Source organism: Mycobacterium sp. M23085 (assembly GCF_045343915.1).
Taxonomy (GTDB): domain Bacteria; phylum Actinomycetota; class Actinomycetes; order Mycobacteriales; family Mycobacteriaceae; genus Mycobacterium.
On record NZ_CP174280.1, the window covers coordinates 4,776,168 to 4,790,372 of the forward strand.

Annotated in this window: 12 protein-coding genes and 2 tRNA genes; 8 read left to right on the forward strand and 6 right to left on the reverse strand. The window is 66.2% G+C overall.

The genetic code is table 11. The annotated features are described in order from the left end of the window. Positions 1-15: 15 nt before the first annotated feature. From ACIUM1_RS22475 to ACIUM1_RS22485, 3 genes are all read left to right on the forward strand, one after another. A complete protein-coding gene (locus ACIUM1_RS22475; RefSeq protein WP_067097005.1) occupies positions 16-414 on the forward strand; it encodes a holo-ACP synthase in 399 nt (132 codons plus the stop codon). A gap of 10 nt (positions 415-424) precedes the next feature. Next, complete coding sequence (locus ACIUM1_RS22480) at positions 425-1,750, forward strand: dipeptidase (protein WP_406814738.1); 1,326 nt, start codon at positions 425-427, stop codon at positions 1,748-1,750. 94 nt (positions 1,751-1,844) lie between these two features. Further along, positions 1,845-3,212, forward strand: coding sequence for a cytochrome P450 (locus ACIUM1_RS22485; RefSeq protein ID WP_406814739.1), 1,368 nt, complete (start codon positions 1,845-1,847; stop codon positions 3,210-3,212). On the opposite strand, the gene bcp is transcribed toward ACIUM1_RS22485, so the two are convergent. Further along, complete coding sequence (gene bcp, locus ACIUM1_RS22490; protein ID WP_406814740.1) at positions 3,213-3,686, reverse strand: thioredoxin-dependent thiol peroxidase; 474 nt, start codon at positions 3,684-3,686, stop codon at positions 3,213-3,215. Between the two features lie 103 nt (positions 3,687-3,789). Between bcp and ACIUM1_RS22495 the strand changes: the two genes are divergently transcribed. Further along, on the forward strand, positions 3,790-4,017 hold the full coding sequence (locus ACIUM1_RS22495) for a DUF3618 domain-containing protein (protein WP_406817816.1): 228 nt from the start codon (positions 3,790-3,792) through the stop codon (positions 4,015-4,017). A gap of 14 nt (positions 4,018-4,031) precedes the next feature. On the opposite strand, the gene ACIUM1_RS22500 is transcribed toward ACIUM1_RS22495, so the two are convergent. After that, positions 4,032-4,298: a hypothetical protein gene (locus tag ACIUM1_RS22500; protein WP_406814741.1), complete on the reverse strand. Its 267-nt coding sequence runs from the start codon at positions 4,296-4,298 to the stop codon at positions 4,032-4,034. Between the two features lie 661 nt (positions 4,299-4,959). Here ACIUM1_RS22500 and ACIUM1_RS22505 point away from each other — a divergent pair. Next, entirely contained in the window at positions 4,960-6,999 is a 2,040-nt protein-coding gene (locus ACIUM1_RS22505; protein ID WP_406814742.1) for a chloride channel protein, read from the forward strand. 82 nt (positions 7,000-7,081) lie between these two features. Here the strand turns inward: ACIUM1_RS22505 and ACIUM1_RS22510 are convergent. Both ACIUM1_RS22510 and ACIUM1_RS22515 read right to left on the reverse strand, forming a co-directional pair. Next, positions 7,082-7,157 (reverse strand) — tRNA-Lys (locus ACIUM1_RS22510). Positions 7,158-7,388: 231 nt separating this feature from the next. Further along, on the reverse strand, positions 7,389-8,627 hold the full coding sequence (locus tag ACIUM1_RS22515; protein ID WP_406814743.1) for a GNAT family N-acetyltransferase: 1,239 nt from the start codon (positions 8,625-8,627) through the stop codon (positions 7,389-7,391). 196 nt (positions 8,628-8,823) lie between these two features. Between ACIUM1_RS22515 and ACIUM1_RS22520 the strand changes: the two genes are divergently transcribed. The 3 genes from ACIUM1_RS22520 (at position 8,824) to ACIUM1_RS22530 (ending at position 13,559) form a co-directional block, all read left to right on the forward strand. Further along, the gene (locus ACIUM1_RS22520; RefSeq protein ID WP_406814744.1) at positions 8,824-11,211 is read left to right on the forward strand and encodes an MMPL family transporter; all 2,388 of its coding nucleotides are present in this window, start codon (positions 8,824-8,826) and stop codon (positions 11,209-11,211) included. Positions 11,212-11,283: 72 nt separating this feature from the next. Continuing rightward, positions 11,284-12,186, forward strand: a complete 903-nt coding sequence (locus ACIUM1_RS22525; RefSeq protein ID WP_406814745.1) for a DMT family transporter — start codon at positions 11,284-11,286, stop codon at positions 12,184-12,186. A 176-nt stretch (positions 12,187-12,362) separates the two neighbouring features. Then, entirely contained in the window at positions 12,363-13,559 is a 1,197-nt protein-coding gene (locus tag ACIUM1_RS22530; RefSeq protein WP_406814746.1) for an Ig-like domain-containing protein, read from the forward strand. An 8-nt stretch (positions 13,560-13,567) separates the two neighbouring features. Here ACIUM1_RS22530 and ACIUM1_RS22535 read toward each other — a convergent pair whose 3' ends face one another. After that, the gene (locus tag ACIUM1_RS22535; protein ID WP_406817817.1) at positions 13,568-13,951 is read right to left on the reverse strand and encodes a hypothetical protein; all 384 of its coding nucleotides are present in this window, start codon (positions 13,949-13,951) and stop codon (positions 13,568-13,570) included. Between the two features lie 124 nt (positions 13,952-14,075). Next, positions 14,076-14,151: transfer RNA gene (locus ACIUM1_RS22540), tRNA-His, on the reverse strand. Between the last annotated feature and the right edge of the window lie 54 nt (positions 14,152-14,205).

Consider the following 14,205-nt stretch of genomic DNA (forward strand, 5'->3'; position numbering starts at 1 on the left):
TTAGCCTGGCGACCCATGGGAATTGTCGGTGTGGGAATCGATCTCGTCTCCATTCCTGATTTCGCCGAGCAGGTCGACCAACCGGGAACCGTCTTCTCCGAGACGTTCACCCCCGGGGAGCGCCGCGACGCCTCGGACAAGAGTTCGTCGGCGGCTCGTCACCTGGCGGCCCGCTGGGCGGCCAAGGAGGCCGTGATCAAGGCGTGGTCGGGATCGCGGTTCGCGCAGCGCCCGGTGCTGCCGGAGGACATCCATCGCGACATCGAGGTGGTCACCGACATGTGGGGCCGACCGCGGGTCCGGCTCAGCGGTGACATCGCCAAACACCTGGCCGACGTGACGATTCACGTGTCGCTGACGCACGAAGCGGATACCGCGGCCGCGGTGGCCATTCTGGAGACGACGGCCGACTAGCCTCGTACCCATGAGCGATCTGGTTGAGCGCGTCCGCGCGGTGCTGCCGTCGGTGCGCCGCGATCTGGAAGACCTGGTGCGCATCGAATCGGTGTGGGGCGACCCCGGCCGCCGCGACGAGGTGCACCGCAGCGCGCAGGCGGTCGCGGATCTGTTGTCGCAGGCCGGTTTCGGTGACGTGCAGATCGTCAGCGAGGGCGGAGCGCCGGCGGTCATCGCGCGCCACCCCGCGCAGGACGGCGCGCCGACCGTGCTGCTGTACGCCCACCACGACGTGCAGCCCGAAGGTGATCGCAGCCAATGGGTGTCGCCGCCCTTCGAACCCACCGAACGCGACGGCCGGCTCTACGGCCGCGGCACCGCCGACGACAAGGCATGTATCGCAACGCATTTGGCGGCGTTCCGGGCGCACGGCGGTCAACCCCCGGTGGGCGTGACGGTGTTCGTCGAGGGCGAGGAGGAATCCGGGTCGCCGTCCCTTGGCCGGCTGCTGGCCGCCCACCGCGACGCGCTGGCCGCCGACGTCATCGTCATCGCCGACTCGGACAACTGGAGCACCGAAATTCCGGCGCTGACGGTGACGCTGCGCGGCCTGGTCGACTGCGTCGTCGAGGTCGCCACGCTCGACCACGGGCTGCACTCGGGCATCTGGGGCGGAGTGGTGCCCGACGCGCTGAGCGTGCTGGTGCGACTGCTGGCCAGCCTGCACGACGACGACGGCAACGTCGCAGTCGAAGGCCTCCACGAAAGCACCGCCGCCGCAGTCGATTACCCGCCCGAGCGGGTGCGCGCCGACTCCGGCTTGCTGGACGGGGTGTCCGAGATCGGATCGGGATCGGCGCCGCAGCGGCTGTGGGCCAAGCCCGCGATCACCGTCATCGGCATCGACACCACACCCGTCGAGAGAGCGTCGAACACGCTGATCCCACGGGCCCGGGCCAAAATCAGCATGCGCGTCGCACCCGGCGGGGACGCCGCCGCGCACCTGGACGCGTTGACCGCGCACCTGCAACAGCACGCGCCGTGGGGCGCACACGTCAGCGTCACCCGCGGCGACATCGGCGAGCCCTACGCCATCGATGCCACCGGCAGCGTCTACGACGCCGCCCGGGCCGCCTTCCGGCAGGGATGGGGGACCGACCCGATCGACATGGGCATGGGCGGATCGATCCCGTTCATCGCCGAGTTCGCCGAGGCGTTCCCGCGGGCGAAGATCCTCGTCACCGGCGTGGAAGATCCCGCGACGCAGGCCCACAGCATCAACGAGAGCCTGCATCTGGGCGTGCTGGAGCGCGCGGCCATCACCGAAGCGCTGCTGCTGGCCAACCTGGGCTGAGCGGAAAACTCGACCGTCAAAACGCTCAACGAGACCGCTGGTCTCGTCGCATACTGCTTCTAGATGCAGCCCCCCGTCCGCAGGAGACGCCACCGTGAGCACGGAAAACACCCTGACCGGAGACGCCGGCAAGACCAAGCGTTATCACTTTGATCGGCATACCCCGGAGTACCGCGAGCGGTTCACCGCGATCACCGAGGAGATGCACGCCAAGTGCCCGGTGGCGTGGACCGACACCTACGACGGGCATTGGGTGGCCGCGGGCAACCGGGAAGTTTTCGAGCTCGCGCGATGTCCGCAGGTGTCCAACGACCACGACGTCACCGGTGAGGGCACCGGCTACAAGGGCATCACGATTCCCACGCTGCCGCAGGGCACCGGCGTTCGCGGCGGCATGCTCGAGATGGACGAACCCGAGCACAGCGCCTACCGCAGCATCCTCAACCCCTACCTGTCGCCGGCGGCCGTCAAGCGCTGGAAGCCGTTTGTCGACGAAATCGTGCGGGCCAGCATCGACGAGAAAATCGAAGTCGGGCGGATCGACTTCGTCGACGATCTCGCCAACGTCGTGCCCGCCGTCCTGACCCTGGCCATGATGGGCGTAGCCCTGAAGAAGTGGCAGCTTTATTGCGAACCGGCCCACGCGAACGTCTACACACCCGCCGATTCCCCAGATGCCCCAAGGGTTTTGGATCAGGCGATGGCGATGGGAGCGGACCTGTTAAACCACCTCCTGGAGATCCGCGAGAACCCGCGCCCCGGCCTGGTGGACGCGCTGGCAAGACTGAAGATCGACGGCGAACCCGCCCCGGACGCCGAACTGCTCGGAATGCTCAGCTTGATCATCGGCGGGGGGTTTGACACCACGACGGCGCTGACCGCGCACGCACTCGAATGGCTGGGCGAAAATCCCGAGCAGCGCGAACTGCTGAGGCGTGAACGCGAAACGCTGCTCGACTCGGCGACCGAGGAATTCCTGCGATACTTCACGCCTGCCCCCGGGGACGGTCGAACGATCGCCGCCGACCTCGAACTGGCGGGCACGAAATTCAAGGAGGGCGATCGCCTGTGGTTGTCCTGGGCGATGGCCAACCGCGACCCCGCGGTGTTCCCCGATCCGAACCGACTCGACTTGACCCGAAAGAACAACCGGCACTTCAGCTTCGGGCTGGGCATCCACCGCTGCATCGGCTCCAATGTCGCGCGCATCGTGTTCAAGTCGATGCTCACGGCGGTGCTCGACCGGATGCCCGACTACCGCTGCGACCCCGAGGGCACCGTGCACTATCCCACGATCGGCGTGATCCAGGGCATGCAGCACCTGCCGGCGACCTTCACCCCCGGCAGGCGGCTTGGACCGGGGATCGACGAGACGCTCGAGAAGCTGCAGCGGGTCTGCGACGAACAGGGGATCGCGCGGCCGATCACCGAGTACACCAAGGCCGCCGTCATCGGCGACTGACTACACCGACAGGTCGCGGCGCAGCTTGGCGACGTGCCCGGTCGCCTTCACGTTGTACTGCGCGACCGCGATCTTGCCCTTCTCGTCGACCACGAAGGTGGAGCGGATGACGCCGGTGACCGTCTTGCCGTACATCTGTTTCTCGCCGTAGGCACCGTAGGCCGCCAGCACCTTGCGGTCGGGATCAGACAGCAGCGGGAACGTCAGCCCCTCGGCGTCGCGGAACTTGGCCAGCTTCTCCGGCTTGTCGGGGGAGATGCCCACCACGTCGAGGCCGGCCTCGTTGAGCTCGGCCAGGCTGTCCCGAAAGTCGCACGCCTGCTTGGTGCACCCGGGCGTCGACGCGGCCGGGTAGAAGTACACGACGACGCGACGCCCCTGGTAATCGGCCAGCGACACCTTGTTGCCGTCGGCGTCGGGCAGGCTGAAGGAGGGCGCTTTGTCGCCCGGTGCGAGCCGCGTGGTCTCGGTCAAGGTGAGTCCTTTCTGTTCACCGGAGCGTCGGGGTTACCGCCAGCTGATCTAGGGTAGTTCGGGCAGGTGTAAGAGCCGGATAGTGGGCGACTTGGAGGACACAGTGGCGGACCGGGACCCCGAAGCCATCAAGCAGGACATCGACGTCGCCCGTGACCAGCTGGCGGCCACCGTCGACTCGCTTGCCGAGCGGGCCAACCCGCGGCGCCTCGCCGACGACCTGAAGGTCCGGGTGATCGGATTCGTGCAGAAGCCGGTGGTGCTGGCTTCGCTGGCCGGGGCCGGCGCCCTCGTCGTGTTCGTGGCGGTGCGTCGCGTGCGGAATCGCTGACGCGACCGGCCTCGCTACTGCCAGCCCGGCGGGTCGTTTTCGGCCATGTAGGCCTCCCACCCGGCGCGCCGCAGGGTCCGGGTGTGCAGGTCCTGACAGATCGCCTGCGCCTCCGCGGCTGTGTCGGCCCGGCCCAGGTCGTGGTGCACGAAGCCGTCATCGACCCGCTCGGCGCGGAAGCCGCCCGTGGAGACCGCATGGACTCGATACTCGCCGCGGTCGTCGATGCTGGCGTGGAGGTGGCCCTGGTGAGGTTCGACCCACTTCAGCTCAGTTCTCACGAGTCCCCTCTGCAAAAGGCCGCCGCGGCGATGGTAGGGCTCCCGGAGTTACTGGGAGAAGGACTTCTGGAAGATTTCTCCCCGGTCGGCGCGCCAGCGGCTGAACCTCCGACCGCTTGCCACCGCACTGCAGCGTCAGCGGGCACGGCTGGCGTTTCCAGGCGCCCATTCCATGGTGCGATACGGGCGGGCCATTTATCGGTCCCCTTTCCTCCGGAAATTCCTTGACGGCGGGCGTATTACGAGACTGATGCGCAGGGGTAACCGAGCAGAAGGCCATACGGTGGGTATCGCCGTCGCGGTGCCGGACGTAATACGTTGTGACCGAACAATATTGGGTGCGAACGCCAGTGATCACTACCAAGGCCTCGACCGGGCCAGACCGTATTTGCTTGTGCCAGAACACTCGGCGCACCGCTGCGCAATCAGTCCTCCTGTTATAGTAACGCTAGGAAACAGTTTGCATTAGCTATCGTAACTGCCTGTGACTGCTGGGCGGAAGCGTTGTGCGATGCATTTGCCTGCTCGACAAGCAAACGAAGCGCGCCGAATAGAAAAAATCTTTGGGCTCGCCTCCGGGCACCGACCCGCGAACATGCGATACCTGCACCCACCCGGCCACCGAAAAAAGGGTGATGAACGATTGGAGTGGGAGGCGGTTATGGGTACGGTGCGGATGTCGCGGTGGATGTCTGAGGCGATGTGGCGGGTGGCCGGCTGGTTGCGCGGGGATCACCTCGGTCTGTTCTGCGTGGCGATCACGGTCGGGGTGGGTGCCGGGCTAGGTGCGGTGGCGTTCCGTTATCTGGTCTTTGGATTCACCTGGTTGGCCACCGGACACGTCGAGTTCGGCCAACAGGGGTGGGTCGGTAGCGACCACCTGCCCTGGCTGGGGGTTGGGTTCTTTGTGGTCATCCCGGTCATCGGCGGGTTGCTTTACGGTCCATTGATCTCGCGGTTCGCCCGTGAGGCCCGCGGCCACGGCGTGCCCGAAGTGATGATCGCGGTGGCCGAAAACGGTGGTCGCATCCGTCCCCAGGTGACTGTGGTGAAGGCGCTCGCCTCGGCGCTGTGCATCGGAACGGGCGGATCGGTGGGCCGGGAAGGACCGATCGTACAGATCGGCGCGGCGCTCGCGTCCGGCCTCGGCCAGTGGGTGCGGATGCCGGAGAACCGGCTGCGAGTGCTGGTTGCCTGTGGCGCGGCCGGCGGCATTTCGGCCACCTTCAACGCGCCGGTCACCGGGGTGTTCTTCGCTGTGGAGTTGATCCTGCGGGAACTGTCGGTTGAGGCGGTCTTCACCATCATGCTCTCGGCGATGGTGGCCGACGTCATTGCGCGGGTCTTCTTCGGCTCGGCTCCTTTCCTCACCCAGCTGCCCGCGGGCATTGCGCTGGACCATATCGCCAACTACCTGTTAGTGGCCCTCCTGGCGGCGATCGCAGGCGTGATCGGGGTTGTCTTCAAGACCGTCCTTTACACGGCCGAGGATTGGTGCGACCGAGCGTGGGGCGGCCGTCCTGATTGGGCGAGGCCGGCGGTCGGAGGGGTTGTACTTGGCGTGCTGCTCCTCGCCGTGCCGCAACTGTATGGGGTGGGCTACCCCGTGATGTACGCCGCGTTCGCGGGTCACTATGCGTTGTGGTTTTTGCTGCTCCTCGCCGCGGGCAAGATGCTGGCCTGCGGGTTGACCATCGGCATCGGCGGTTCGGGCGGCGTGTTCGCACCGTCGCTGTTCGTCGGAGCTACGTCCGGCATGGCTTTCGGTCTGGTCGTCCACCAGTTGATCGGCGCCGGAGCTGGGGAACCGGCCCTCTACGCGATTGTCGGAATGGGCGCCGTATTCGCCTCTGCCGCGCGAGCTCCGCTTACCGCGCTGGCCAGCACCGTCGAGATGACCGGGGACTTCACACTCACCTTGCCGGTCATGCTCGCCGTCGCCGTCGGCACGACGATGTCTCGCGCGCTGTCCTACGGCACGATCTACACGACCAAGCTGCTACGCCGCGGTATCGACATCGACCGCCCAACACCCACCCATGCATTCGCCGACCTTACCGCCGCTGACGCCATGCACCGGTTTGCCGTTCCGTTCGATCTCACCGGCAGCGGCAACCCCCGCGCGGACTTGACGGCCTTGTTCGGCCCCGTGACCCGCGTTCGCCAACCACAGGCGCTATTCGCCAACGACAGCCTGACGCAAGCCCTGCGGCAGCTCGTTCTGTACGGCCGCGACGGGCTACCGGTCATTGACACCGACGCTCGCCGCGTCCAGGGCTGGTTGACCAACCAGAATGTGCTGCGCGCAGTGGGCAGCTATCTCGATGCCGCCGAACCGAACATTGCCGCCAGCCATCAGGCCGCCCAGTGGGCCGACCCGCACGCGGCAACCGCCGAACACGACCCGCACAGCGAGCTCACCGGATACCGCATCGTGGAACACACGCTCCAACCTGACTCGGCCGCGGTCGGCCGTACCCTGGGCGAGCTCGACTGGCCGGACGGTCACCGGCCGGTGTCGATCCTCCACGACCGCCGGCTGGTAGAGGCCGAGCCCGCGGTCCGGCTCAGCGCGGGGGACCGAATCAACCTCCTGGTCCCCGCTGTTGTCGATGGCAGGGACGTCAGCAGTACGGCCCTCAACACCGCCGGCGCCGCGACGGAGGATCTCCGTGACGCGGATCGGCCCCCACAGCAGTAGGAGCGAGGCATCGGCTGCTCGTGGCTGCTGGGGAGTGTCGGAATCGAACTGTCGAGCATCACCCGACGTCATACATTCGATGTGGTGCGCCGTCAGGGTTTCGAACCCCGGACCCGCTGATTAAGAGTCAGCTGCTCTACCAACTGAGCTAACGGCGCTTGTGGTCGGCCGAGACCGCGTAGGCGACAATAACAGGCGTTGCGCCACGGAGTGAAATCCCGACCTTGGTCCAGGGTACCTGGTGTGCGGCCGGTGATCGCCTGCATGCTTGGGGCGGCCAGGTTCCCACCGTTGCCCGGTGGCACCGACTCACGACCGACGCCGCTGGGGTCCGGCTTCGCCCGCAGACCGAAAGAAATTGCCGCACAACGGGTTTGGTAAGCTGATCGTCACAGCACCGTGCCGCAGAAGGGCGCCCGGTCGGTGCTGAAGGCGGCCTCCAGCTCGTCCAATGCACCCTGGCGGACTTCGGTGATGCGGTTGGCCCGGGCAAGCTCGGAAACTCGGTGCGCCCCCATGTAGATGGTGGCCAAGTCGGCCAGGCCGATCTTGATGTCTGCGGAGCCGTCATGTGGCGCGCACTTTCCGGCGCCATCGCGAATCTGCAGCTGAAAGCACCCTCCCGCCAGGTCGAGCGGGTCTGTGACTTCCAGCACGATGTCCGCATCGGCGGCATAGGTGCGCGCAGCCAGCGTTTCGGGGACGTCGTTGATGCGGACCCAGAGGAAATCGGTGACGCCCTTGGTTTCGGCGGCGCGCTGGTCGACGAGTTTGAGCGGCAGCGGATCATCAGGGGGCACGTCGACCTCGACGCGGTAGAACATCTCCAACACCAGCAGTGTCTGCAGCAGCTCGGTATGCGCTTCTTCGGTGACCGGGCAGAAGTCTTCGACGACCACGGTGCCCAGCGGTGGACGGAATGCGTGCTGGTGCGATCCGACCACCCGGTAAGTCAGGAAGCCGTCGGGGTGAATCGTGTAGTGCAACGCAGATCCGTTGCCGCGCTGGGTTGGTCGGTCGTCCATGTAATCGTCCCACCACGCTTTGTCCCGAGATATCGCGCCATTGGTTGCCGCGCACCATCGTTCGTAGATCTCGGGCACGTGCTGCCGCGCCTCGATCGCGTTGACTTCACGCGCCCTGATCCGGCTCGGTTTGTCGCGCAACTTCGCGAAGCGGCGGTCAATGGAGTAGGTGCGGCTGTAGCTCGACACCCCGGCACCGAAACCGTCGTACATCGCGGTCTGCGTCGGAACGCCGCAGACGATCGGATAGCCGCGGTCCAGCAGGATTCCGAGTCCCTTCGCACTGAGCTGCGCCCACAGCCCCTTGCCCTGATGCGTCGAGGCGACGGCGATCATTGTCAGCCATGCCACCCGCAGCGTCGCGCTACCCGGCACGGTGAGCCGCGAGCGGTAGATGATGGACGTTCCCACCAAATTTGGATGCTCCGGATCGGAAACGTCCTCGGCAATCAGAATGTCATCGAGGCTGACTCGGCGTTTCCACGCCTCGAAGTCTTCCGGGCCCACCGGATCGCCGAAAGTCCTGGCCTGATTCTCAAAGACCGCCTGCCAGTCGTCTTCGCTGGGATGACGAATTTTGGTGCCGTCGTCGTTGTCATCCATCGCATATCCAATCCGCTTGTAGCCCAGGCAAACCGGCACTGCGCACACCGAATCCAGGTACCGAGGGTGCTTCCAAATTCGTTACCCGAGTGCCCGACGGCCAAACCTTTAAACGAACGGGCCACAAATACGGCCTGATGTGAGCAATTCCGCTGGGGGCGGGTCAACCGGCACGGTTTCGGGTAGGCGATAGGCCATGCTGCAAGTGATCACCCGGCTTGCGATCGCTGCGCCGCGCCGCGTCATCGGGATTGCCGTCCTGGTGTTGCTGGGGGCCGCGATCTTCGGGCTTCCCGTGGTCAACGCGCTTTCCGGCGGTGGCTTTCAAGACCCCACCTCGGAGTCTTCGCGGGCGACGGCCACCCTTCGGGACAAGTTCAACCAGACCGATCAGCAGATGCTGATCGTGGTGACCGCGCCCACCGGCGCCCGTGGTGGTCAGGCGCGCCGGGTGGGCACCGACATCGTCGACCAGCTGAAACGGTCGCCGTGGGTGCTCAGTGTGTCGTCGGCGTGGACGTCACCGCCCGCGGCAGCGGCGCAGCTGATCAGCAAGGACGGCAAGTCCGGAATGATCGTAACCGGGCTCAGGGGCGGGGAAAATGACGCGCAGAAGTACGCCAGCACGCTGACCAAGGACCTGGTGCATGACCGCGACGGTGTCACCGTGCGCGCCGGCGGCATGGCAGTGGCGTATGCGCAAATCAATGACCAGAACCAGCGCGACCTGCTGTTGATGGAATCCATCGCGATTCCGCTGAGCTTCGCGGTGCTGGTCTGGGTGCTGGGCGGAGTGGTGGCAGCCGCGCTGCCGATCGTCTTGGGCGCATTGGCCATCGTGTGCACCATGTCGGTGCTGCGGCTGATCAGCTTCGCCACCGACGTCTCGACGTACGCGCTGGACCTCAGCATCGCGATGGGCCTCGCGTTGGCCATCGACTACAACCTGCTGATCATCACCCGCTACCGCGAGGAACTGGCGCGCACCGAGTATTCGAACCGTAACCAGGAGCTGATGCGGACGATGGCGCGACACGACGCGCTGTTGCGGACCATGGCCACCGCGGGCAGGACGGTGTTGTTCTCTGCCACCACCGTCGGGTTGTCGATGGCGGTGATGGCGCTGTTTCCGATGTACTTCTTGAAGTCTTCCGCCTACACCATCGTGGCCACCGCGGCGATCGTCGCGGTCGCGACCGTGGTGGTCACCCCGGCGGCCATCGCGCTGCTGGGGCCCAGATTGGACACGATGGACGCCCGTCGAGTGATGCACCGCATCCTGCACGGGCAGCGGCCCTACCGCGATCCCGCGCACCAGCCGCTCGTGTCGCAGTTCTGGTACCGCTCGACGAAATTCGTGCTGCGCCGCGCCATGCCGGTCGGCCTGAGCGTCGTCGCGCTGTTGCTGTTGCTGGGGGTGCCGTTCCTGGGCGTGAAGTGGGGCTTTCCCGACGAGCGCGTGCTTCCGCGCTCGGCGTCGGCGCGTCAGGTCGCCGACATGCTGGACCACGACTTCGCGAACGGCTTGGGAACCTCGTTGTCCGTCGTCGTCCCCGACGCCCACGGCGTGACCCCGGGCGAACTGCAGCGCTACGCCGCCGAGCTGTCCCGGGTGCCCGACGTGTCCGCGGTCTCCGCACCGACGGGCACGTTCGTGGCCGGAAATCGGGTCGGCCCGCCCGCCGCCGCCACCGGCATGGCCAACGGCAGCGCCTTCCTCACCGTGGACAGCACGGCACCGCTGTATTCGCGGTCCTCGAACTCCCAGCTGGACCGACTGCATCAGATCGGCGGCCCGGCGGGGCGGGTGGTGGAGATGACCGGGTTGGCACAGATCAACCGGGACAGCGTCGCCGCGATCACCAAGCGACTGCCGCTCGTGTTCGGGCTGATCGCCCTGATCACCTTCACACTGCTGTTCTTGCTCACCGGCAGCGCAGTGCTGCCGCTGCAGGCGCTGGTGTGCAACGTGCTGTCACTGACGGCGGCATTCGGGGCGATGGTGTGGATCTTCCAGGACGGCCACCTGGGCGCCCTGGGTACCACCCCCAACGGAACACTGAACGCCAACATCCCAGTATTGTTGTTCTGCATTGCTTTTGGGTTGGCCATGGACTACGAGGTATTCCTGGTCTCGCGCATCCACGAGTACTGGCTGGCATCGCAAGCCGTCCGGGAAACGCCACCCACCGCGGCCGAGGCGCGCGCCGCGACCGACGAGAGCACCGCGCTGGGCATCGCCGGCATCGGCCGGGTGGTCACCACCGCCGCAGTGGTGATGTCGATTTCCTTCGCCGCGTTGATCCCCGCGCACGTGTCGTTCATGAGAATGCTGGGGCTGGGACTCACGCTCGGTGTGCTCGTCGACGCCACGTTGGTGCGGATGGTCCTGGTGCCGGCCTCCATTCACCTGCTAGGCCGGTGGACGTGGTGGGCTCCCCGGTGGTCGGCGTTGTTGCGGGACCAGTCCGCGACGGGGGAGGGCGAGGCCGTTGCGGTGGGCCGCCGCCGCTGGGCCACCGATGCGCCCAGGATGCCCATGAGGAGTAGGTGGCCCACCAGAGCCGCATCCGATCGAAGCTGATATGACCTTGGCGGGCAATTGCATTGGTCAACAACTCACGCTCGCGCCGCCGGACATCGACGGAGAAACGCTATGGCTCAGACGAATATCGCCGCGCTGCTGGCATTGAGTTCCGCGCTCTGCGTGGCGATGGGCGACGTCCTGCAGCAGCGCGCTGCGCACTGCATCGCCGACCGGTTGACCGGCCACGTCGGACTGTTCTCCAGTCTGCTGCGCAATCAGCGATGGTGGTGGGGCGCAATGCTTTTGGTGGCGAGCATCGCATTGCAGGCCGCGGCCTTGGGGGAGGGTTCGGTGCTGCTGGTGCAGGCGCTGCTGATGTCTTCGGTGCTGTTTGCGCTGCCCATCAATGCCTGGTTTTCGCACCGCACCGTGGCCGGCCGCGAATGGTTGTGGGCGGCTCTGCTGACGGCCGCGGTGATCGTGGTCGTCAGTGTCGGTAATCCGCAGGCCGGTCATTCGGGCGCCTCGCTGCGGACCTGGGCCGCGGTGGCCGTGGTCCTTGGCCCGGTGCTGGCCACCTGTTTGGTGGTGGGCCGGGTTCGGGGTGGCGCGGTGGCCGCGGCGCTGTTCGCCTTCGTGTCGGGCTCGCTATGGGGGGTGTTCGCGGTGCTCACCAAAGAGGTCGTCGCCCGGCTTGGCGAGGGCGTGGGCGCGGTGGTGCGCACACCGGAGCTTTACGCCTGCGTCCTGGTCGCGCTGGGGGGTGTGGTGTGGAGCCAGTCGGCATTTCGGGAGGGCCCGCTGACCGCGTCCATGCCGACCCTGCAGATGTCACAGCCGGTGGTGGCGGCGGCGCTCGGCGTCGTCGTCCTGGGGGAGACGCTCGATACGGGCCGCGCCGGGATGATCGCGCTGGTGATGGCGGCGGTCGTGATGACGGCGGCCATCGTCAAGCTCGCCCGCGTCGAGGCGGTCAGCACCCGCGACAGGGTTGAGGAGCAGCTGCGCGAAGAGGCCGGCTCGCCGGCGTAAGCCGCCCCCGGTGGGGCCCTGACCTCGGCTGAATGACGAATTCGTTGCGGTGACGACACCGAACGGCTGCCCCGGCCCGCGTGCGGATGGAGCCTAGGGAACTGCCATTAGAATGCCTGCAGCTACCTCGCTGGTCAGCGGTGACCAACTAGCGAATCACATGGAAGGTCACTGGCATGACGCATTTGCGGAGACGGCGATCGTGGCTGGTAGTCGCAATTGTTGCGATTGCTGCCTTCGGCGCCGCCTGCAGTGGCAACCCGGCGGCGGCGCCGTCGAAGGTCATCTTCGACAAGGGCACCCCCCTGGCCGACCTGCTGGTCCCGAAGGTCACCGCCTCGGTGACCGACGGCGCCGTCGGTGTAACCGTCGATGCGCCGGTCACGGTGACCGTTGCCGATGGCGTGCTCGCGTCGGTCACCATGGTCAACGAGAACGGTAGGTCGATTAGTGGGCAGTTGAGTGCCGACGGGCTGCGCTGGTCGACCACCGAGCAACTCGGCTACAACAGGCGTTACACGCTGAACGCGAAGGCGACCGGTCTGGGCGGTGCGACCACTAAGCAGATGACGTTCGAGACCAGTTCGCCCGCGCACCTGACCATGCCCTACGTCAGTCCGGCCGACGGCGAGGTGGTGGGCATCGGTGAGCCGGTGGCGATCCGCTTCGACGAGAACATCGCGAACCGGGCGGCGGCCCAGAAGGCCATCAATATCACCACCAACCCACCGGTGGAGGGTGCGTTCTATTGGCTGAACAACCGCGAAGTGCGTTGGCGCCCAGAGCATTTCTGGAAGTCGGGAACCACCATCGACGTGGCGGTCAACACCTACGGGGTGGACTTGGGCGACGGGATGTTCGGCGAGGACAACGTCAAGACGCACTTCACCATCGGTGACGAGGTGATCTCGACGGCCGACGACACCACCAAGACGGTGACCGTGCGGGTCAACGGTGATGTCGTCAAGACCATGCCGACGTCGATGGGCAAGGACAGCACCCCAACGGCCAACGGCGTCTACATCATTGGTGCGCGGTTCAAGCACATCATCATGGATTCCTCGACTTATGGCGTTCCGGTCAACTCGCCCAACGGATATCGCACCGAAGTCGATTGGGCCACCCAGATGTCGTACAGCGGCGTCTTTGTGCATTCCGCCCCGTGGTCGGTGGGCGCCCAGGGCCACACCAATACCAGCCACGGATGCCTCAACGTCAGTCCGAGCAACGCCGAGTGGTTCTATGACCACAGCAAGAGCGGTGACATCGTCGAGGTGGTGCACACGGTCGGGCCGACCCTGCCCGGCATCGAGGGGCTCGGCGACTGGAACATCCCCTGGGCCCAGTGGAAAGCCGGCAACGCCAACACCTGACGTACCGGTCAATCGATCTTGTGCCAGCTCCCGCAGTTTCGGGTCATGAACGCGGTATCGGTCGGCAAGATCCGGACCACCTCAGGGCCGTCGCCGACGTTGTTGTCGATGATGTCGTTGGTGTCGAAGCTGCGCAGCCTGGCCCAATAGCACCCGGATACGCCGCCATCGGTGCGATAGGTGCCCGCCGCGATGTCCTTATTGACGATGTAGGTGCCGTTCTTTTCGATCGAGGTCTTGGGCCCCGGCGGCGGCGGCGGGGCGACGGTCTTCGTCACCGTCTTGGTTTCGGCCGGCACCGTCGATATGACGGTCGTCGTGGTGTGACTCGACCCACCGCAGCCCGCGAGGAACAGCGCGACCCCCACAACAGCCGTTGCTGGCGGGCACATGCGCCGGTGCCACGGCCGGGCGGCACGTGGTCTGGTCACTGCGTTCCATTCATGGGTGCATCGGCGTCGCGCGGGAGTCGGTTACACGATAAAAGGTCAGGGAGCGGCGACGCTCCCTAACCTGTGGGGTGAGTGACGGGACTCGAACCCGCGACATTCAGGATCACAACCTGACGCTCTACCAACTGAACTACACCCACCACGGCCGCAAGCCGACCTGCGCACGATGTCGGTCAACGAGCGGCGACGTTGAT